19 protein-coding genes are annotated in these 20,551 nt (G+C 40.7%); 4 read left to right on the top strand and 15 right to left on the bottom strand.

Translation table 11 applies throughout. From position 1 onward, the window contains the following. Nucleotides 1-42: 42 nt before the first annotated feature. Complete coding sequence (locus QUB80_RS18655) at nt 43-747, top strand: Uma2 family endonuclease (protein ID WP_289791013.1); 705 nt, start codon at nt 43-45, stop codon at nt 745-747. 42 nt (nt 748-789) lie between these two features. Here the strand turns inward: QUB80_RS18655 and QUB80_RS18650 are convergent, their stop codons facing one another. The 7 genes from QUB80_RS18650 to QUB80_RS18620 form a co-directional block, all read right to left on the bottom strand. Further along, a complete protein-coding gene (locus tag QUB80_RS18650; RefSeq protein WP_289791012.1) occupies nt 790-1,098 on the bottom strand; it encodes a hypothetical protein in 309 nt (102 codons plus the stop codon). Nucleotides 1,099-1,291: 193 nt separating this feature from the next. Continuing rightward, a complete protein-coding gene (locus QUB80_RS18645) occupies nt 1,292-2,191 on the bottom strand; it encodes an alpha/beta fold hydrolase (RefSeq protein WP_289791011.1) in 900 nt (299 codons plus the stop codon). A 46-nt stretch (nt 2,192-2,237) separates the two neighbouring features. Further along, a complete protein-coding gene (locus tag QUB80_RS18640) occupies nt 2,238-4,823 on the bottom strand; it encodes a GAF domain-containing protein (protein ID WP_289791010.1) in 2,586 nt (861 codons plus the stop codon). Nucleotides 4,824-5,416: 593 nt separating this feature from the next. Beyond that, nucleotides 5,417-6,079 (bottom strand): ester cyclase, encoded by a 663-nt coding sequence (locus QUB80_RS18635; RefSeq protein ID WP_289791009.1) that lies wholly within the window; start codon nt 6,077-6,079, stop codon nt 5,417-5,419. 183 nt (nt 6,080-6,262) lie between these two features. Continuing rightward, entirely contained in the window at nt 6,263-6,880 is a 618-nt protein-coding gene (locus QUB80_RS18630) for a J domain-containing protein (RefSeq protein WP_289791008.1), read from the bottom strand. Nucleotides 6,881-7,175: 295 nt separating this feature from the next. Further along, nucleotides 7,176-7,769, bottom strand: a complete 594-nt coding sequence (locus tag QUB80_RS18625) for an ATP-dependent Clp protease proteolytic subunit (RefSeq protein ID WP_016872889.1) — start codon at nt 7,767-7,769, stop codon at nt 7,176-7,178. A 172-nt stretch (nt 7,770-7,941) separates the two neighbouring features. After that, entirely contained in the window at nt 7,942-8,604 is a 663-nt protein-coding gene (locus QUB80_RS18620) for an ATP-dependent Clp protease proteolytic subunit (RefSeq protein ID WP_289791007.1), read from the bottom strand. Nucleotides 8,605-8,843: 239 nt separating this feature from the next. On the opposite strand from QUB80_RS18620, the gene QUB80_RS18615 reads away from it, so the two are divergent. Together QUB80_RS18615 and gloA2 are read left to right on the top strand one after the other, a co-directional pair. Beyond that, nucleotides 8,844-10,091 carry a vWA domain-containing protein gene (locus QUB80_RS18615; protein WP_289791006.1) on the top strand — a complete coding sequence of 416 codons (1,248 nt, stop codon included), beginning with the start codon at nt 8,844-8,846 and terminating at the stop codon, nt 10,089-10,091. A 173-nt stretch (nt 10,092-10,264) separates the two neighbouring features. Then, nucleotides 10,265-10,651, top strand: a complete 387-nt coding sequence (gene gloA2, locus QUB80_RS18610) for an SMU1112c/YaeR family gloxylase I-like metalloprotein (RefSeq protein ID WP_289791005.1) — start codon at nt 10,265-10,267, stop codon at nt 10,649-10,651. A gap of 199 nt (nt 10,652-10,850) precedes the next feature. Here the strand turns inward: gloA2 and QUB80_RS18605 are convergent, their stop codons facing one another. The 8 genes from QUB80_RS18605 to QUB80_RS18570 all read right to left on the bottom strand — a co-directional run bounded on the left by QUB80_RS18605 (nt 10,851) and on the right by QUB80_RS18570 (nt 18,354). Then, nucleotides 10,851-11,036, bottom strand: coding sequence for a DUF8622 domain-containing protein (locus QUB80_RS18605; protein ID WP_289791004.1), 186 nt, complete (start codon nt 11,034-11,036; stop codon nt 10,851-10,853). A gap of 22 nt (nt 11,037-11,058) precedes the next feature. Continuing rightward, entirely contained in the window at nt 11,059-11,445 is a 387-nt protein-coding gene (locus QUB80_RS18600; protein ID WP_289791003.1) for a nuclear transport factor 2 family protein, read from the bottom strand. An 88-nt stretch (nt 11,446-11,533) separates the two neighbouring features. After that, on the bottom strand, nt 11,534-13,258 hold the full coding sequence (locus QUB80_RS18595; protein ID WP_289791002.1) for a hypothetical protein: 1,725 nt from the start codon (nt 13,256-13,258) through the stop codon (nt 11,534-11,536). A 79-nt stretch (nt 13,259-13,337) separates the two neighbouring features. After that, on the bottom strand, nt 13,338-14,675 hold the full coding sequence (locus tag QUB80_RS18590; RefSeq protein ID WP_289791001.1) for an O-antigen ligase family protein: 1,338 nt from the start codon (nt 14,673-14,675) through the stop codon (nt 13,338-13,340). Further along, entirely contained in the window at nt 14,672-14,800 is a 129-nt protein-coding gene (locus tag QUB80_RS18585; RefSeq protein WP_289791000.1) for a PEP-CTERM sorting domain-containing protein, read from the bottom strand. The genes QUB80_RS18590 and QUB80_RS18585 overlap by 4 nt, the downstream gene beginning before the upstream one ends. 54 nt (nt 14,801-14,854) lie before the next feature. Continuing rightward, nucleotides 14,855-16,363, bottom strand: coding sequence for a hypothetical protein (locus QUB80_RS18580; RefSeq protein ID WP_289790999.1), 1,509 nt, complete (start codon nt 16,361-16,363; stop codon nt 14,855-14,857). A gap of 18 nt (nt 16,364-16,381) precedes the next feature. Continuing rightward, nucleotides 16,382-17,599: a hypothetical protein gene (locus QUB80_RS18575; RefSeq protein ID WP_289790998.1), complete on the bottom strand. Its 1,218-nt coding sequence runs from the start codon at nt 17,597-17,599 to the stop codon at nt 16,382-16,384. A gap of 584 nt (nt 17,600-18,183) precedes the next feature. Next, entirely contained in the window at nt 18,184-18,354 is a 171-nt protein-coding gene (locus QUB80_RS18570; protein ID WP_289790997.1) for a hypothetical protein, read from the bottom strand. 90 nt (nt 18,355-18,444) lie between these two features. Here QUB80_RS18570 and QUB80_RS18565 point away from each other — a divergent pair, with 90 nt between their 5' ends. Further along, nucleotides 18,445-20,487 carry a glycosyltransferase family 39 protein gene (locus QUB80_RS18565; RefSeq protein WP_289790996.1) on the top strand — a complete coding sequence of 681 codons (2,043 nt, stop codon included), beginning with the start codon at nt 18,445-18,447 and terminating at the stop codon, nt 20,485-20,487. Nucleotides 20,488-20,551 lie beyond the last annotated feature (64 nt).

The raw sequence follows: 20,551 nt of genomic DNA, 5'->3' as shown, positions 1-20,551 counted from the left end.
GTAGAAGTCTCATAATATTATACAGAGAGCTTAATCTTCACCATGTATCAAACCGATCCACCTCGTCCGCCCAAAGAAGTACTCCCCACGATGTACGATCTTCCTAGTGAAGATCCTAAGGAGCCTGGTTTGCCCGATCAGTTTCATTTGTTGCAACCTAGTCTTCTAGACGAAACATTTCGCCCTGCCAATTACCCTAGCGATCAGATTTTGGTTGCTAGCGACTTAAATCTTTACTACGATCCGCGCCATACACTATGGTACAAGCGCCCAGATTGGTTTGCAGTTTTGGGAGTTCCTCGTCTGTATGAACAGCGAGATTTGCGCTTAAGTTATGTCGTCTGGCAAGAGGGTGTGAATCCTTTCATTGTGGTTGAGTTGCTTTCTCCCGGTACTGAAAAAGAAGACTTAGGGCAGACTTTAAGGGATATTGAACAACCGCCGACAAAATGGGAGGTATACGAGCGGATTCTGCGCATACCCTATTACGCTGTATTTGATCGCTACGCTTCTCAATTCAGAATGTTTAAATTGGATGGCAGTCGTTATGCAGAGGTAGCCCTACAAGAGCCGCGCTTTTGGATGCCAGAACTAGAATTAGGATTAGGTGTTTGGCAGGGAAAATATCAAGATATTGAGATGTCTTGGTTGCGCTGGTATGATGCAGCAGGCAACTGGATAATGACTCCTACAGAACGGTTAGCAGCACAATTGCGAGCGATGGGCGTTGAACCCGATCTCGGTTAGCTATGCTGGGGGTGATCGCAAGTTTTCAGAAATTAGAACAAATCACCACCATGATGAGCGCTGATAATTCCGAATACGGTAATAGCTTGGGTAATTTACTCGATAACCTGGATAATTTCTGGAACGATGCCTAATACGATATCTTGGGTAATGTCTTGGGCTATACACCCGATAATATCTTGGATAATAGACTCTGTAACGATGTTGTTTATAATTGGGTCTATAAACTCTGTGGTATCGGTTGCCACCACCAAAACGAATAATAATATCAGCTTTAGCGCTTTGCTCAAAAGGTAAAGTTGCAACCGCAGCTAAAAATGTTGCTAGAACTACTGAAGTAAAAGGTTTCATCACCTCACCTCAACAAAGCTTTCCTAAGTTGATTATTACAATTGTCAGAAAAATTGGTTAATAACAGTAAAAACTCGTAATACAGTTATATCAACTAGCAATATTCACAAATTTTGAACTTTACAGCTTGGAGGCGATCGCACTTTTAAAATCTCATCAAATAGTTGATTTTTTGACCGTTTCATAAATTACTTTAGTTACTAGAAACCCCATATGCCTGCCTAATATCTTCTAAGGCTAGGCGTAAATCTTGAGCGTGCATCCAACCCACAAAGCCAGCATATAAACATTTTCCTTGTGGAGATGCCACAAAGACATGATCGACGCCAATCAGGTTTCGCCAAGTCCGAATTGTACCACCATTGTTCAGCTTCATCACCACCTTAGCTTGATAAAAGTCACGCCAATGCCCATCAGTCATTCCTGGCACTGCGTGTAAACGTTGCACAATGTCATCAAATATAATTGATTCACCGATTGTAAAGTCTAACCAAAAGTCGCGAATTGTTGATGCAACCAGTGCATGATTTCGTAAGACAGCATGAGATAAACCGCCTAAACAAATAAACTTCGCATTTGCAAACTTGGTAGATCCTACTGGAATAGTACCGTCACTGCCATCGTCAATATCTCCAGCGATCGCTAATGTGGGAATCACAGCAGCAATTTTTTGGGCGATCGCTTTGCGATTTATTCCTAAATCACGAGCAACTCCGATACCAAGATTCAAGGGATCGACGATCCGCCCTAAATCTGCTCCGCCAACCGGAGATGCAACCATAACTAGCGAATGTACTTTAGCCCACCACTGGGGGTGACGATTCAGTAATTCTAACCAAATTAAACCACCCATCGAATGACCAATGATCCTGATGGGAACATCCGGATACTTAGCAATTTGCTCGATGGCAATCTTTTCTACAAGTTTAATGAGAGGAGTAATTCTAATCCAGGTTTGGATGTACCCCAAGTTAGGAGCAATTACTGGAGTTGTATCCGTGACGAGACGCCGCCCCAAATCCGTCATTGCTCGATTATCATCTGCCCACCCATGCTGCACAAATAAGATAAATTCTGGTGGATGAGACAACATAGGTTTACCTTTAACGTTCAAAATAAACTGACGGCTCCTGCATTATCTATTTTTCTTGATAAGTCCATACACCATCATCCCAGTCTGCATCTGATGGAGGTTTTTGCAACCAGTGTTGACAACGCTGCATATGCATGAGTGTGGCTTTATCATTTTTGTCAATCTCCAAAACTTTGTTAAACTCGGCTTGCGCAAAGGTAAATTGGCGCTTGAGATAGTAACTGCGCCCTTGGTGATAGTACTCAAGAAATTTTAACTTTTCGCTACTTATAAAGTCAGATTGCAAACCGATGAGTTGATATACAGCTACTGGTTCATTTCTACCTTTGACACGAATATAATCTAGTTCTCTAGCGTGAATAAAATCTTTGCAAGGATAGTATGTTTTGTCACTAATAATAATGTCACAACCGTATTGCTTACTGACACTTTCTAACCGCGAACTGAGGTTAACTCCATCACCAATAGCAGTAAATTCCATCCGTTTGCTAGAGCCAATATTGCCACTGATGACTACATCAGAATTAATCCCAATACCAATATTGACACACTGTTTATTAATTGCATGACGACGAGCATTAAATTCTTGTAAACGGTGACGCATCTCTAGAGATGTTTGCACTGCCATCCAAGCGTGTTCTTGTAAAGGTAAAGGGGAACCATACACAGCCATGATGGCATCTCCAATGTATTTATCGAGAGTACCTTTATATTTGAATACAGCTTCTACCATCGACTCGAAATACTCGTTGAGCATACTTACGACTTCTTCTGCATCTAGGTTTTCTGTCAAAGTTGTATAGCCACGAATATCAGAGAATAAAATTGAAACTTCTTTGCGATCGCCTCCCAATTTAGCATCATCTAATTTCAGCAATTCTTCTGCTAATTCCTGAGTCATGTAGCGATACATCGTACTTTTGAGGCGCTTTTCGTCGCTGATGTCATCCATAACTACGAGTGCGCCACAGATTTGATTGCGATCGCTGGCATCAGCTATTGTGTTAATCGATAAATTTACACTGTGCTGCTCATCTCCACCTGCCAGTAGCGTGCGATCGGGATAGTACTGCTGGCGGTATTTTGACTCGGCTGCACTCAAAGCATCCTGACACCACTTTTGAAAGTCACCTTCTTTAATACGGATAATCTCAGTAATTAATTTTCCTTCTAGGCGATTTTGTGTATCTAAACCTAACAAGCGTTTGGCACTTTCATTGGCAGCAAGAATATATCCGAGTTTATCAGTAGAAATTACACCATTGGAAAGACTGCGGAGAATATCTCGCTGCATTTGCTCTTGTTGCTTGACTGTGGCAAACAATTTAGCATTTTGTAATGCCACTCCTGCTTGAATATTAAAGGCTTCCATAAACTCTTCATCGTTACGATCAAAACTAGCTTGGAAGCATTCAGGAGCTTGAGGCCAATCGGTGGGATTATAAAAAGGAAAATCACCAGACTTCTTTTTATTTACTAGTTGCGTCACACCAATTAATTCGCGATCGGCATTAAAAACTGGCATACACAGTAAACTACAAGTACGATAGCTTGTCTGCTGGTCTATTTTTTTGGCAGTATCAGAATCAGGATGCTCGTATAAGTCAAAGGGGATATTCAACGTCTGCCCAGATGCCGCAACTATACCAGCAAAACCTTTACCAATTGGAACACGTAACTCCTTTGTTGAGCCGTCGGCTTGGGAAATTTTTGTCCATAATTCGTGGTGATCGCTATCAATCAGCCAGAGAGTACTGCGATCGGCATTCATCAATTCCTTAGCTTCATCCATCACCCGTTTGAGGGTATCTTCTAAGTCAAGACTGCTTTGGCTCAAAGACTTAACCGCTTTCATCAGTGCCGCCGCCGCTCTTTGTTTTTGAGTAGCAACGTAAAAGGAGCGTGATGACTCTAAAATCAGCCGAATCGAAGGAGCGAATTCCTGAAAAAGCTGTTCATCGTTACTGTTAAAGCCACCACTCTCAATTCTTTCTGATAAAGCCGCACATGGATTGATATGAGATTTTAATTTATTTAGTAATTGCACTACTGCCACTAATTGCCCACGTTCATTCAATAGTGGTAAAGCCAACATTGTATAGGTACGGTAGCCTGTTCTTTTCTCTTGTGCTTGGGCGAAAAAAGAGCGAGGATCGTTGTAAAAATCAAAGGGAATATTAATAACCTTTTTTTCAGTCGCTACTTCACCAGCAATGCCCTTGTTAGCCGGAACACGAATTTCTAAAGAGCGATCGCCTTCTGCTTCTGCTACAATTGACCACAGTTGTTGTTTTTCTTCATCTAGTAAAAATATAGTCGTCCGGTCTGCTCCCAGTAATTCCCCGGTTTTTAAAGTTATAGAATGTAACATTTCTTGCAGAATTTTTTCAAACCCATGGGAATCCAACATTGACAGGGTTTGATTGACAATCTGTAATTTTTGTTCTACTTCTTTAACAACTAGTTTAAAAGTATCCTGAGTTAGAGGAGCAAGAAAGGAAGAAATTGTTCCTTGACTTCTGGCAAGAGCACCCACAGGAGTAGTATTTTGCGGCAAGTCGCGGTTGTTATGACTTTGAACACCAATAATTAAATCTGCACCTTCACCGCTACTACGTTGTTGAACTGACATAACTGAATTTTTATATGGGATTGATCGGGTTTTAGGAGTTTAATGATGCAATTAAATGATTATGTAAACCTTATTACCAAGCAATACTGAATTAGTATTATCCACAGTTTAATCCCTCATAGAGCAAGCGTCACCCTATAAAGGATTATCAGGTAATGATATAAGTAACAGTCTAAGTGTTATTAGTTAATATATTTACAACAATAATTCCAGTAGTACTGTTATTAATGATAAAAAGGTAATATCAATTCTGGCCGTTTGCTGATGATTAAAATTTCTCTACGTCGGGTGCATCTGGCACATATCCCTGTCAACCGAAACGACAAGTTTTGAAGCGAATATGATGTCAAGGATCAGGATATTGCCACTTTCTTTCTCGTAAAGTCGGGTTTTTGGTAGGATGTTTCTAGATAAAACTTATATTGGCAGGGAAGTTTAGCAAAGGAAATATCAGAGTCATACTAATTCTCCCAAATATTGTTACACATCAATCACCACGTTATTGTCTGTAGCTATCTGAAAAAGAATAGAGTATAAACCTATCCCTGCCGATTTTAAAGTCAAGTCTATATTAATTAGCGATCGCCCTAATTTTAAGAGTGAAAGGGACAACCACCGGCAGTTAATTTTTGCAGAAATGTGCTGTTATCGAAGTAATGTTCTAAAGACTCAATTTTCAAATCTTCTGTGACGCGAGCAATACTTACGCCTACTACTTCTATTGTTTCTCCTGTGGGTGCATAATCTTTAAAAGAACCGCTAAATGTTCCCCAATGCCGCCATTTAAAGGTAACATTTGGTGGCCCTGAAAGTACTTCCGTTAGTTCCCATAAAAAACCATCGGGAAAGGCTTTGTGAAACATTTCAAAAGAAGATTCAAAAGTTTCTGATTTGGAACTGTACTGTTCGCTTTCACCTAAAAACAAGTTATAAGTTCCTTCTTTTGCTACTTCCTGGGCTGTGTATTGCGCTCCTCCATTACTACTCATTTTAAACCGATCACTAACAATGGAAAGCCACTGTTGAGGATTAGATTTGTGAGACGCTTCCATCTCAAAAGTTCGGACTAAGTTTTGAGCGATCGCCTCTAAAGAGCCTTCTGGATGCTGATATTGACTCTCTTTGTGAAGAAATTGATTAGTGTAAGTATAATCTGGACGTTGCCCTTCTCGCCAGTCAACTCCCTCATCGTTAGCAAGGACAATTTCTCTATCTTGTACCCACAAAGGCAATTCTGAAGATTTGGAGTCACTCATTGCTATTCGCTGAATCAAATCTCGTTCAGAATAAAATGCGTGCTGCAAACCCGTAAATTAAATTACACAAAAGTTTATGTTAAGTAAAATAACTAAATTAAACGTAAAAATTTATTTGTAAAGATCCCCGCTTTACTAAAAAGTTGGGGATTTGTGTAAAGCGTATTGCAAAGAACTTTGTTATCACAAAAACTGTTCTAACTTTTGGAAGTCAAGCTGTATTTCATCCCATAATGCCTTGTTGTGGGGATCGGTTTTTAAAGCTTTTTGCAGATAGATTTTGGCCTTAGGTAGCTGTTTTTGTGCGATCAGCGCCCTTCCCCAGATTTTATAAGCAATTGCTTGCCACTGACGTACTTCCGCATCTTCTGGCATCCGTTCTGCTAACGCTTCTGCTAGTGCGATCGCCTGCGGAAACCTCCTTGCTTTCAAAAACTGCTGCAACTGCTCATAAGTTTTCCACTTCAAACGCTGTTCTATTTCTGATGCTTGTGGCGGTTGTGGTTTTGGTTGGGGTTGTGGCGTCTGGTGATAAGTTTGTTCTGAGTAAGTTTTTGTAATTTCCTGAGGAGTTGCCCCTGATGATGGAGTTGAGGGTTGCGGTATTGAGATAGGAGGTACAACTTCCAACAGCAATTTGTATGCCTCAGTTAAGGCAATAAACTTTTCTTTTGCTTTTTTATCATCTGGGTTGATATCAGGATGATATTGCTGTACCAGTCGGCGATAAGACGCCTTGATTTCGGCAAAGGAAGCTCCCGATCTTAAACCCAATAAACGGTAGCAATCTCCAAGATCCATCTTCAGCTACTACAAGCACGAATATGAACTATTAGCTTAAAGCATAATGCTTTAAGTACCAATAATAAAGACCAAATTGCCAAGTTTAAAGGTTAATGATTAGTGATTAGTCATTCGTCATTAGTAGGGGCGGGTTTATTTAGATATTTTGTCATCCTAGAGGGATTGTTATTAAAACCCGCCCGGCAGTCGCACTCGACGCGCTTAACCCACAAGGGCGCGCTGCCTCCCGTACAGTAGTTAGTGGTTATTATCCCACATTCCCACTCCCTAGCCCCTAGTCCCTAGTCTCTAACTACGGGCGTTCTTCAATTACTCTATCAATCAAGCCGTAGTCTTTTGCCTCTTGGGCAGACATAAAAAAGTCACGATCCATGTCTTTTTCTATCTTTTCCAAAGACTGACCAGTATTGTTAGCGTAAATCTGATTAAGCTGACGGCGAATCCGCAGAATTTCTCTCGCTTCAATTTCGATATCAGTTGCTTGCCCGCGAGTACCTCCAGAAGGCTGGTGGATCATAATCCGTGAGTGAGGCAATGCCAATCGTTTACCTTTAGTGCCAGCTGCTAGCAAGAAAGAACCCATCGAAGCTGCTAAACCCACACAAATTGTTACCACATCAGATTTGATGTGCTGCATGGTGTCATAAATTGCCAAGCCAGAAGTAACCATCCCACCAGGGGAATTAATGTATAAATAAATATCCTTACCTGGATCTTCGGAATCCAAATACAGCATTACAGCAATAATTTGATTGGCTATTTCATCGTCAATGTCTCGTCCCAAGAAAATAATTCGTTCCCGGTAAAGACGATTGTAGATATCAATCCATTGTGTAAATTGTTCCCCCGGCATCCGGTAGGGAACTTTAGGAACGCCTATAGGCATTTTTACTACTCCGTATATAAATTATTGGGAGGTGGGTAAAGTATGAAGAATGTAGACGCCCGTTAGGGTGGCTTCCCGCAGGGTAAGATGAAGTGTGAAAGATGAAGCTTGAAATAAAATTTTTATATTTCTGCCTTCAGCCTTCTGCCTTCAGCCCTCAACATAGCTGCTCTTAAAGAATACTCGCAGGTACAGGAGGGTGAGCGAGTTCTTCTTTTTCAAAGACTCTATCAATCAAGCCATATTCCACAGCTTGCTTAGGAGTCATATAAAAGAGGCGATCCATATCCTTCTCAATTCTTTCTTTGGGCTGCCCGGTGTTGCGAGAAAGAATGTCTAACATTGTTGCTTTGTTAGCTAGTACTTCCTTGGCGCGAATTTGAATATCAGTTGCTTGACCTTGAGCATAGCTCTTGGGTTGGTGCAAAACAATACTAGCGTTGGGCAAACTAGCACGGCATCCCTTTGTTCCTGCACTGAGGAGCATTGCCGCCATACCTACTGCCATCCCGATACAGATGGTGTGAATAGGAGGCTTGATGTATTTGATCGTGTCATAGATGGCAAAGGCTTCTGTCTCAAAGCCAATCGGTTCACCACTATAACCGGAGGTGCCTGTGGAGTTGATGTAAATTTTAATCGGTTTATCTGGATCGTCAGACTGCAAATACAGCAGTTCAGCAACGATAAGTTCCGTGACAGCAGGCACCAGGGGCATACCAAGATAGACAATTCGCTCCTTCAATAATAAAGAAGGTAAATCTGGCGGTGGCGTGCGGTAGAAGTTATCGCCGTAATAAGGGGCTTGCACAGCCTTGATGGGGGAAATGTCCATAGCAACTGTTGCCTGAATTAAAGCCGTTAACTGTAATACATCCTAGCGCGATGCACGCTCATCTGGAGGTGCGGATTTCTCGCTCATAAGCAGGATTTTTCTGCTTCTAAGTAACACTTGTTATTAAATTATTGTCAATATTATTAATGTATCTTTGCTTTATTGCTTTTCCGTAGAGCAGATATTGCATCCTGAAGTTATTTATAAATATGGTATATCCTGGTTCGGAACCTTAAATTATGAAGGTTAGTTTGCTGCCTAAACTAAATGATGGCAATTTGGATGCCAGTCAAATGAACAGTCAACGTCAGTTGGCAATTTCTGTTTCTGCGATCGCAGAACAAATGGATCGTGATGTGCCACTGAATTTATGCCTAATTTTGGATCATAGTGGTTCTATGAGCGGGCGACCACTAGAAACTGTTAAAAAAGCCGCAAATCGCATTGTTGACAGACTTAAGCCAGGCGATCGCTTGAGTATAGTAGTTTTTGATCATCGTGCCAAAGTCTTAGTACCTAATCAAGCGATCGAAGATAGAGAGCGCATTAAACAGCAAATCAATCGTCTTGCTGCCGATGGTGGTACTGCTATTGATGAAGGGTTGCGTTTGGGTATTGAGGAATTGGCAAAGGGGAAAAAAGAAGCTATTTCCCAAGCTTTTCTACTAACTGATGGTGAAAATGAACACGGTGACAACAAACGTTGTTTGAAATTTGCCCAGTTGGCTACTGGCTACAGTTTAACTTTAAATACTTTGGGATTTGGCGACAATTGGAACCAAGATATTTTGGAAAAAATAGCTGATGCCGGTGGCGGTACACTTTCTTATATCCAGCAACCAGAACAAGCAGTAGATGAGTTTAGCCGCCTTTTCAACCGGATGCAAGCAGTGGGATTGACTAATGCTTATTTACTTTTCTCTTTGATGCCGAAGGTGCGGTTAGCAGAACTAAAACCAATTGCCCAAGTTTCTCCAGATACGATTGAGTTACCAGTGCAAGAGGAAGCTGATGGACGTTATGCAGTGCGCCTGGGCGATTTGATGAAGGATACGGAACGGGTTGTTTTGTTAAATCTTTATTTGGGGCAGTTTCCGCCAGGCAAACAAGCTATTACCAATTTACAAGTACGTTACGATGATCCGGCGCAAAACAAGACGGGCTTAGTGTCAGAAAATATAACGGTGAACGTAAATGTGCTTTCAACTTATCAAAGCGACTCTAATCCAGAAGTACAGCAGCATATTCTGGCATTAGCCAAGTATCGGCAAACCCAACTAGCAGAGGTGAAATTGCAACAAGGCGATCGCGCTGGAGCAGCAACAATGTTGCAAACTGCTGCCAAAACTGCCCTACAGATGGGGGATGTAGGCGCAGCAACAGTTTTGCAAACTTCTGCCACTCGCCTACAAGCTGGAGAAGAATTATCGGAAAGCGATCGCAAAAAAACCAGAATTGTTTCCAAGACGGTTTTACAGGATGAATAATATCCGGGGTGGGCAAATCGCCTGCCCATTCATTTGAGAGGGGGAGCTTCAGGAGCACAGGGGCAGAGGGGACAAGGGGACAAGAAAGCAACAGGAGCAGGGGTGCAGAGGAGAACAACCAACTACTAACTACTAACTACTAACTACTAACTACTAACCATTAACATCTAGAAATGAAAACTACTGGAATTCATCATGTAGCAATTATTTGTTCAAATTACGAAAAATCAAAAAAGTTTTATACAGAAGTTTTAGGATTTGCGATTATTAATGAGACTTTTCGAGCAGCTAGAAATTCTTATAAATTAGATTTACAAGTTGGCGATAATTGCCAAATCGAATTATTTTCTTTTCCTAATCCCCCACAAAGAGTAAGTAAGCCCGAAGCTTGTGGTTTAAGACATTTGGCATTTGAAGTTGATGATATCGAGAAAACTGTATGTGATTTACAAGCTCATGGTATTGAAATAGAAGATATTAGAATAGATGAAATTACTGGCAAGAGATTTACTTTTTTTCAAGATCCAGATGCTTTGCCGTTAGAAATTTATGAAAGGTAAAGTAGTAGTCTATCAAATAAGTTTTGGAGTGTTCGTAGTAAGCGATTTAGCGCTCTTGAATTTTAGGGCTAAAGTCCTTATTACGAACTTATATGAACATCATAATTAATACAATGAACTAATAGTTAATTATTTATTTGGACGAAGAAGACGAAATATAGATTTTGATATACAACATCTAGGGTTATTGATGCTGAACCTAACTCTTTTTCTGGGCTTTCCACGTTCCACCATAAACATAAAACGGGTTATTTTCGCTGACTTGCTGCCAACATTTAGGGCATACAAAAACCCAATCTCCGTCTTTCTCATGCTTAATGCGATAAAGAACTAATGCAGGTTGATTGCATTGAGAACATAGCTTAACTCGAAGCGATCGCCCCATTCTGTCTCCTGATGAAGTGTTACTACTGCATTGCTTCAGCGACTTTCAGTGTATCCGTGTATTGCTGAAATTTGACGATGCGATTATCTTTAAGCCTGTAGACGTGAGCAAATGCAGCTTTTGTTGATTTGCCTGTTGATTTATAAGTGCCACGATATTCGCCTAAAGCGATAATTGTGTCGCCAGCGTCTAACCATTCTTCCACCACCGCTTGCCATGTCTCCCACTCCGAGCGAAACTTGGCAAAGACATCATTCAAAATTGCGTCTACTCCGCAATATCTGCCACCACCCGGAAACCCTTCGTTTTGTATCCACTCTATATTGGGATCGAATATTTGAAGAATTGTGTTTTGATCGCGATCGCTAAATGCTGTGTAAAGACGCTTTACAATTTCAAGGTTGCTCATTTCAGTACTTTCCTTCTAGGCAGTCTACTTACTTATTACCGTACTCAAAGAGCGATCGCTTCAAAAACAGCGTACCCAAAAGAAAAAGTTAGGGTTGAGTTTGGAAGTTGTATCCACCAGCTTCAACAGAGAGCTTACCTTCCTTCCATCCCAGAGAAATAGGTGTTTTACCCCCGTCACGATTTTGGTAAACGGCAAAGCGATTCTTCCAGTCATGATATCGTCCGTTTCTCCAAACTTTTGGTAAGCCTGAACCTTGATATTTGAGTTTTATGTTCCCCGCAACATCTTGATACTCAACTATGCCACTGTTAATTTGGCTCAGATTTAACCGCGACTTCTCTACCACAGACAGTTTAAATTGCTCCCAACTACCGTAGCTTTCCTGCTCACCGACTTCTAAAGCAAAACCGCTTATAGTCTTAAGAGTGCCAGTTGCAGTTAAAATCTGGTCATTGGGATAGCGATCGCTGATTTTGTGAGTTGCTTTATCGTTAATTCCCTCAACTTTTAAATTAATCGGTGTCAGTGCCAACCAGGTTTTTTCGTACCGAATGAAAGTCACACCATTGTGGGTTTCCAGCTTTGCTGACTTGGGTAAGAAGAATTGAAACGGTACTTGTGGCTTGTTGTTGAGCCAGATGACTAAATTGCGGTACTGAGCAACGTTGTCACCACCAACGGATGAAGTAGATATTTTGGTAGGATCTGTTCCTGTTGCGGCAATAAAATAATCAACACCGCGCTCAGTATTAAATGCCATCAACTTAAAGCCGTTCCAGTCACCACCGGAACCTTGAGCTAATGTCCCCAGCTGAAAAGTGTTGCCAAAATAGAGGGTTTCATGGAATTGCGGTGCGTTATTACCTCCAAGTTTCCAGTTTTCATAGGTTGGTTTAGAATTTAACAGTTCTACTGGCTTTTGAAATTGCTTCCACGCCAATGCCATAACTGCTGCTGGCGGACGATAACTGCTAGTAATTAAGTGTACTTCGTCTGGTTCAGGCTTTGGATCTGCCAGGGGTGAATCACCAAAGTACAACCCAAGAGAATGGGTAGCCAAAGAACACCAGGTGCAATTACCCTGACTATAATCGCGCTTAGAAGGGCCACCAAATCCACCACGCCAATATTTTAGTGCGCCAGAAGCGAAAAACCAATCTAATGCAGACTGGGCTAGTGATTTTACTTCTAGATCTTTTGCAAAATCGTAGAGATTTATATAGCTGGTAATGGTATGTCCCAAGTAGTTTTCAGAATCCCATTCGCCTTGACCAATTTGATATAAAGTACGAACATTGCGGCTGATACGTTCTTTGTATATCTTGCGTGTCTTTTCATTACCAGTTTCTTCGGCAAACAGATATACAGCAACTTCTCGCATTGCTTTTAGGTTGTCAGTGTTGCGGCAATCTACCCAAGTATCGCAGTTATCAGTTGACTTCTGCCAGAAGTGGCGTTGATATGGAAAGTGGCGTGTGAGCGGATCTACTTCTGTCCAAATTTGCATCGCCTTTTTCATTCGCTGGCGATAGGTCGGGTTAAGATACTTGCCAAAGTAGAAATATTTGCGGACTTGCCCTTTGAGGGTGAAACCAGAGTAAAAATCAATTCCCAAAGTGTGGGCGTGATTTTGGGCATCAGCATCTTCAGATTGTAGAAAAGACATAGCCTTTTCTCTATTCCCGGCAAGAAAGTTTATCATTGCCTTGGGATAAGATTTCTTTTCACTCTCAAAAGCAGTAGTTCCGTATTTGCTGCCTGCAAGTTTTGCAATTACATCCTTTGAACGCTGCTGAAAGTCAGCTTCCATTTGTGGTGTCCATTGTGAGGAGGCTTTTGACTGCGAACAACCTGGCAAAAAACACAGTAAGCAAATGATGGCAGCACTTTTAAGATGTAATATTAATATTTTCACATTCACCAGATATACTAAACAAACTCAACGACCACCAAGCCAGATGCGTATACTGAGCGCACTCAAACCATGTAAATGTAAACACAATGTAGGCAACTACCACCGCCTCAATCCCCCGGCAAGGCGACTTAATAACCAGCCACAGACCCAATCCTAACAGCGACAAGTAAGACACTAATCCTAGTACACCCACTGATAAAATTGTATCTAAAATCAAATTGTGTGCTTTCACCGTAGGTAGCGTTTGCCTGCCACGCTGTCCATCAAAGCCCTGGTAGTCAAAAGTAAAATTGCCTAAGCGAGTAATCTTCACCCATTTAACCGATTTAGAATTTTTGACGTGGGGATAAGCACTACCAAAACCATTCATACCCCAACCGAGTAAAGGGCGTTTACTGATACCGCGTTGTGATATCTCCCACAAATACACTCTGTCTGATGTTAGTTGTTTGAGAATCTTAGTATTACTATCAAAGTTGAATCGATTGAGTGTTTCAATGTTGCGAGTCAAGGAAACTGCACCGACAAACAACAAAGCCACCAACACGGTGCAGAGCATAAAGGAGCGTGCTTGTTTCCCCAGAGGGAACTGATAAATCCAATAAACTCCTGCGACAACAAAAGCTAGTATTCCCGCCCTAGTTTGAGTCAGCAGCAATGCAGGGATAATCAGCATACTAGCCATAGCAGCATAACGAGTACTTATCCACCGCCATTGCCAACCAACAAGCGTTATAACTGCCACTGCTGCTAGGACAAATGAAGCATGACCGCGATGAGAATACAAGCCGATTGGTTGCTGATTTTGGAAAATGGTACTAGCCAGAATATTATCTAGTAGTAGTTGCCCGCTGGTGGCAGTGTAGTCGATGCGCCAGTTAATAACTTGAGGAAAGATACTCAAGGCAAGGATGACACCGCCAATCACTAAACCAATGAATTGAGAACGGGCTAGTTTTGGATGCAATCTTAGTAGTAGGCTATTGCTGAGAGTGAAGATGGCGATTAGTAACCAGTAAAGCAAGCCATCACCCATCTGCTCTTGACCGAGTAAGGAACGTAAGGGGAAGGGACTAGTAACAGTTGCGATTAACCCGATTGCCAGAAATATTTCCCACAGCAGTTTGCTGATTTTCCAACTATGGGGAATTTTGAGGGTGTCTTTTTCTTCCCACAGATAAAGGAAGTTGAGTATACAGATGAGGAGGATTGCGAATACTTTTGGCTGAGTCCAGATTTCCCCGCGCATTGTACCGAATGGGTTGATGAGAATGATGCTGAGGGAAAACAAGAGAGTGTAGAGGTGATTCACTGCTGTTTGTTGGATCTAATTTTCAGCGCTTTTATAAAGCCCCATGCGCCGAGCGTCAAGAGTCCAAATACAGAGGAGGATTCAGGTACAGATTGAGGAGAGCTTTCCTTAGAAATTGGACGCATTTTGAAACTACCTATACGGTCATTAAATGCTAGTTGAATCGGGAAAGCAGTTTCTTATGTTGAACCAAATAATGAATCGATGTCAGTTATTTTAAAGTTGGAAATACCATGACCAAATAAGGAAACAAAGTCTAAGCTCTCTCCGGGGCTGAATTCACCAAGAATAGTATCTCCCACTGAGACGGTAAATCGATTGTCGTCTCCAATCGGGAAGTCAAGAATTTCAGTAAATAGTGTGTCATCTAGTGCTTGGAATTCAAAACCATAGGTAGTGTGTGGGTCGTACCAACGGCAGCCAGGAACGTTGCGGAATACTTGCCAGTTTCCATCTCTTGCATTGGGGAGGATTGGATTGTGTTGAGTTCCTCCTGGTCGTTCTCTGCTAACACCACCGCCTCCGCTATCACCTGCGGAAAATGATAAATCTTCATCATCAAATACCATGATATTAAGTTCATAATTGCCTCTATCCTCTCCACAACGACCAGGATTAGCTGCACTAACATTTAAATTTATGGTTCCATTATTTGGAACAATACCTGTTAATGCAGAAGCAAAACCATCTCCTGAATGACTATTATCATTGTCATAGTACCAAGCTCCATTTTCATCATCATATCTTTCTAGTAATGTATTCGGATTACATTGATTACCAGGTATATCGTTATTGATGTAAGCATAGTATTTTGCACCTGGAGAAAGTTCTTTTAGCTGAAATGTATCTTTTTCATAACCAGAAGATAAGATATCTGTAAACTTTTTGAAGGTATTAGACGGTTTATATTCCCAACCCCATCTGACCCCATCATAAATGTTAACTGTCTTGTGCTGAGTTATAGAATTTTTAACTTCTTCGACTAAATAGACTTCGCCATAGAAATAAGCTTTTGCATTAGGAGGAGGAGCCGTGTATGGAATATCTTGAAAGTAGTCTGATCTTGCATTTCCCACGGTATCGTAGTATGGATCAGACCTATAAAGAATATCTATTTTGTCTATTTCAAATCCCCTTGTGTTTTTTATAATTCGTTGAATCCAGTGGACATTATCTCCTCTTGGGTCATCTCCCACTGGATTGTAATTCATCCTGAAATAAGCACCAACTCCTCCAGCTCTATCCGGACGCCCTCCACAAAATTCCCCAAGTACAGGTGTGCAGGGATTGTACGCTGTAATATCAAAACTACCTTCTAAACCACCTACTTGTACAAAATTCCACTCAGGTTCACGCCATTCATACCTTAGTAGACTTAACAATTTATCTGTGCCTCCTGGTTTTATCTCCACAACTTTTCCAAAGTCTAAAATAGACCGAGGATCATAAAAAGGCCATGCTTGTAAGTACACTAAGCCTGCTGTTTGCGTTATTGGATCTTCGTAAATCTTGATTGCAGGTCTTCCAGATGGATTATTTACTGTGACAGCAAAACTTGACTGACTTTGTAGCGTTATAAGCAGAGTTGTTGCCAAGAAAACAATAGAATTTAGGCGTGATAAAATGGTTGTACCTTTTATAAGTATTAACTTGCTGTAAGATTGTGTTTCTGTATCTGTAAATAGCAATCTTGATGTTGTTTCAGTTCAAGTTTGGACTAAACGAAACTCTACTTTCGGTGTAGGCACTATCCCCATCCAAATATCTTCTACTAAGTTCGTATTCATACTTTCTCGGTCATATATTTCTTCAGTTGCATCTTTGTTGATATATGTGAGCTGAATTTGATAGACACCCGCTTTAAGAGCTTCAAAACTCCAATAACCCCCATCTCCGGCATCAATGGTAAGGGTAAATTGATCGCGCTTGTACCAAGAAAGACTAGCGTATAGAAATAAGCTCATATTTTCTCCTGACATAATCACTGGAAAATCAGATGCTAATGGTCTTTTAGTGACACACCGAAAATACCCTCGCAAACATGGTTGTCCATTGGCTCCCACAAGTTGGGGAATTAAAGTAGCAAAAAAGCTCAGGCGAACTGGGATGGGCGTGTTGTTAGTAATGCAAATCCCTAACTGCACGCGAGTCTCGACACCCCGCTTTTTTTCTGGGAGGGTTAACAGCCGCTCTGGCATCAGGGTTTCAAAGCAGATACCATCCACTTCTGTTGCACTTTTGTTAGCTCCTACGGGTTCAATCAACCGAAGATTCAGGATTTTAGTTGCTAATTGTTCTGCACTTATTCCTTGGGTTGTTTCTGAGTCTGAATCAGATTCACTATCCCCAAAAGGAATACCCCATATGAACCGAAGCTGATAGGCTCCTGTTTGGAGAGTATTAAAAATCCAGGATTTATCAAGAAGACTAAAAAAGATTTGTAAAGAGCTAGAACTATTAATAACTTGAAGTTGCAGCAAGTTATTTTGCCAGAGTAACCTTAAAGTCACAGTAGCAAGTCTAACCTGCCCCGAATCAATCAAACGAGGGTCGAATTCTCTAGTCTTTCTTTGAAAAAACCAACGAGCTAATTTTGATAGCAACTGGTTCAATTTAAATTTAAAACCTAATTGGGGAGGTATGTTCCTTTGCTCTGTATGAGCAGGTTCATCTGAAACGACTTGCCCTTGCAGTGCTTGACTATCTGATCCCAAAAGCTCTGGAATTAAAGTTTCATTAGGATTAAGGCGAAAAGAGTTTGGTGTGTTGTTAATCAGGTAGACATTAAATTCCACAAAAGTGTTGAAATTGGAAGTGGAGCTATTGTCTGGGATAGGCAATACTATAAGATTTGGTGCCCAGATTATTAAATGAATGCCTTCGGCTTGAAAAATGTTGCTATTATTCAATTCAAAATTTGTCATGTTGGCTACCCTCTTGATTTTCAGGTTGACATATGTCACTAAAAATTTTGACACATACTTTAATACCATTGTCCTGAAAAAGAGCGATGAATTGTTTCAGACTTAGGTGTAGATTATTCAAAAAGTTTTTCTAATTCTTTGTTCACAATTGAGGCAACAACATCACTATTCTTTCTAAATACAGGGCAGTCCCTCTTTCTAAGAGCTTTACGCAAATTTTATATTATTTCTGTTGATGGTTCAGAAATACTTTAACTCTATGGGTAGTAGATGCATAAATTCAAGGTTTATTTAAAGTGAAACTTTTGGTGCTAGTTTTAATTAATTTTGTAGTTTATAACTCCGAAACTATTAGGATAAATATATGCTGTATTTGAATAGGTGATAACCCAAGTTTTACTGAATTGTTAAAACTAGTATCTACTGAATTAATTAATGAAAATTTAGTGGAACTCTATGAACTATCTCTAAAGTAAATAATTCTTTAGTAAAGAAAGGTTAATTGTTAAAATAATACAAAGATAAAATCAAGAAAAAAGATAGCCAAAAATTAAGAATATATTAAACTGAAGCAATATATTTATTTAGGTGATGTAGTTATTACCGTAATCAAAGAGCGATCGCTCTTGGTTGTGGCTTATTGTGCAGCAGTTAAACGCTTGCACAAATAACAGGCGATCGCTAATTTTCTGAGTTGCTTTATCGTTAATTCCCTCAACTTCATCAGCATCAAGCTTTGGAGCTGCTACGGGCAAATCACCAAAGTATAACTTGAAGCAAAAACTTAAACTAGATATCCTCGTCTGATAAACTATCCCAGAGTTACAGGCGATTTTTTTGCCCTAATGAAACGTTCCCCTTTATTGCTTGCCATCTTCCTCATCTCATTCGCATTACGTACCTTGGCAATTACTGCATCCCTGAATACGGATGAGGGGTTGTGGATATATCGTGGCAGTCAGTTTATCAAACGCTTGTTGGAAGGAGATTTAACACGTACTTTTCTCAAGCACCACCCTGGGGTTCCCAATATGTGGCTCAGTGGCAGCAGTATGTGGTTGAATTGTTCGCTGCACAAGCTTTTCCCAGGCTTTTTAGGTGTAGATTTGCCTTCAGATTTGGGTGCTTGCTTGCATATCCAAGAGTTTCCCATTCCTTTGTATATAATTCCTCGCCTAGTACAAGCAATAATCACTTCTGCTTGTATGGTGTATTTATACGTACTGAGCAAGCGTTTATTTGGTAAAGCTGTAGCTCTATGTACGATTAGCCTGCTGCTATTAGAACCATTCTTTTTGGCATATCAACGCTTTATCACCACAGATGCCCTACAAGCTGATTTTGCTGTTCTAGCTATACTACTGTTTCTGTCGTATTTGCGAAAAGATGGAAAACGCAAATCTCTATTAGTTTCGGGAGTGTTTCTGGGATTGGCAACGGCAGCGAAAATTACTGCATTATTTTTACTACCTGCTGTTGCTCTATTAATAGTGTTGATTGAGTTAGGAATTTGGCAGAGTAGTTTTCCCAAAAGGGGCTGGAAGCGTCAATTTCAGGGCTTTGCACTTTGGGGAGCTACTATTTTAGTAGTGTTTACCCTCATTTTCCCAGCAATGTGGGTTTCACCCGGATATGTTTTCACTCAGATATACAAGGGTATTCTAGACGAGTCTGATCGTGGATTTCTTTTTTTCTTGGGGCAACTTACCCATTCGCCCGGAATTCTTTTCTATCCGCTCGTGCTGGCATATCGTCTATCACCTGTGCTGCAAGTAGGGTTGTTAGCAACAAGTGCAGTATTGCTCATATCCAAGTTACGACAAGAGCAACAAAAAGTGCCTGAATTGACAGCGCTCGTTCTGATTTCTCTGTGCGTGCTGCTGATACTATCGGTAAGTGACAGTAAAATCGACCGTTACATCAATCTTTGCCTGCCTATACTGGGGTTACTTGCATCTGTTGGATGGCTAAAAATAATTGCTTGGGTTGAAAATTGGGTAGGCGATCGCATTACACATCTTCCCAATTTTTCTAGCGATCGCGCCCCTTTAACAGCAGTAGTTCTATTGCTGTTGCAATTAATCTTTCTTTTACCCTACTATCCCCATTACCTGACTTATTACAATCCGTTACTTGGTGGTGTGAAAGTAGCCCAAAATATATTTATGATTGGTCAAGGGGAAGGTTTAGAAAAAGCTGCACAATGGTTGAACCAATCACCAAATGTAAAAGAAATCAAAGTAGCTAGTTGGTATAGTCGATATTTTTCCACTTATTTTCACGGTCAAACCTTACCAATAGACAAGCGTATCCCATTTGGAATTCAGCCTTGGACTCAGGCTAATCGAGTAGTATTCTACAAAAATCAATTGCAGCGCCAACTCCCAGAACCAAAAATGCTGGCTTATTTTGCGATGCAGCAACCTTTATATAGTGTGCGGTTTCATGATGTTGACTATGTTTGGGTTTATCCTGGTTCATTACCCTTAGCTGAAGATATAAAACGCATTCAGTTTTCTTCGTCTTTGTCCTTTGGTGAGCAAGTGCGGCTACTAGGTTATGACTTAAATCAAACGAAGTTGTCTGCAAATGAAGATTTGATTATCACATTCTATTGGCAATTTCTTGCACCACTACCGTCAGATATTCAACTCAAAATTGGTTTGCGCGAGAATAATGATAGCCTGACTAAACTTTCTAATGCACCTTTGTTGAATGGATATATACTTCCAGAACAAATCAGCCCAGGCACAATCCTGCGAGATGTCCACAAGCTGAAAATTTCTCCAGCCACATCACAGCAACGCTACCAAATTGAAGTGGGGTGGTTTTCCCCTAGCCAGGGAAAAGAATTCGGACGAGCAGTTATTAGTAAAGTGATAAGGTGATGTTTAGTAGTTATTTGTTTATAAATTACGTCTGATGTGAATTAAAATAGCAAGCAAAAATCAT

The organism is Chlorogloeopsis sp. ULAP01, assembly GCF_030381805.1.
Classification (GTDB): Bacteria; Cyanobacteriota; Cyanobacteriia; order Cyanobacteriales; family Nostocaceae; genus Chlorogloeopsis.
This window is presented reverse-complemented; position numbering and strand designations above follow the sequence as displayed.

Coding starts and splice junctions, on each gene's coding strand:
- QUB80_RS18655 (WP_289791013.1), top strand. CDS start 43: ATGTATCAAACCGATCCACCTCGTCCGCCCAAAGAAGTACTCCCCACG.
- QUB80_RS18650 (WP_289791012.1), bottom strand. CDS start 1,098: ATGAAACCTTTTACTTCAGTAGTTCTAGCAACATTTTTAGCTGCGGTT.
- QUB80_RS18645 (WP_289791011.1), bottom strand. CDS start 2,191: ATGTTGTCTCATCCACCAGAATTTATCTTATTTGTGCAGCATGGGTGG.
- QUB80_RS18640 (WP_289791010.1), bottom strand. CDS start 4,823: ATGTCAGTTCAACAACGTAGTAGCGGTGAAGGTGCAGATTTAATTATT.
- QUB80_RS18635 (WP_289791009.1), bottom strand. CDS start 6,079: ATGAGTGACTCCAAATCTTCAGAATTGCCTTTGTGGGTACAAGATAGA.
- QUB80_RS18630 (WP_289791008.1), bottom strand. CDS start 6,880: ATGGATCTTGGAGATTGCTACCGTTTATTGGGTTTAAGATCGGGAGCT.
- QUB80_RS18625 (WP_016872889.1), bottom strand. CDS start 7,769: ATGCCTATAGGCGTTCCTAAAGTTCCCTACCGGATGCCGGGGGAACAA.
- QUB80_RS18620 (WP_289791007.1), bottom strand. CDS start 8,604: ATGGACATTTCCCCCATCAAGGCTGTGCAAGCCCCTTATTACGGCGAT.
- QUB80_RS18615 (WP_289791006.1), top strand. CDS start 8,844: ATGAAGGTTAGTTTGCTGCCTAAACTAAATGATGGCAATTTGGATGCC.
- gloA2 (WP_289791005.1), top strand. CDS start 10,265: ATGAAAACTACTGGAATTCATCATGTAGCAATTATTTGTTCAAATTAC.
- QUB80_RS18605 (WP_289791004.1), bottom strand. CDS start 11,036: ATGGGGCGATCGCTTCGAGTTAAGCTATGTTCTCAATGCAATCAACCT.
- QUB80_RS18600 (WP_289791003.1), bottom strand. CDS start 11,445: ATGAGCAACCTTGAAATTGTAAAGCGTCTTTACACAGCATTTAGCGAT.
- QUB80_RS18595 (WP_289791002.1), bottom strand. CDS start 13,258: ATGGAAGCTGACTTTCAGCAGCGTTCAAAGGATGTAATTGCAAAACTT.
- QUB80_RS18585 (WP_289791000.1), bottom strand. CDS start 14,800: ATGCGTCCAATTTCTAAGGAAAGCTCTCCTCAATCTGTACCTGAATCC.
- QUB80_RS18575 (WP_289790998.1), bottom strand. CDS start 17,599: ATGACAAATTTTGAATTGAATAATAGCAACATTTTTCAAGCCGAAGGC.
- QUB80_RS18565 (WP_289790996.1), top strand. CDS start 18,445: ATGAAACGTTCCCCTTTATTGCTTGCCATCTTCCTCATCTCATTCGCA.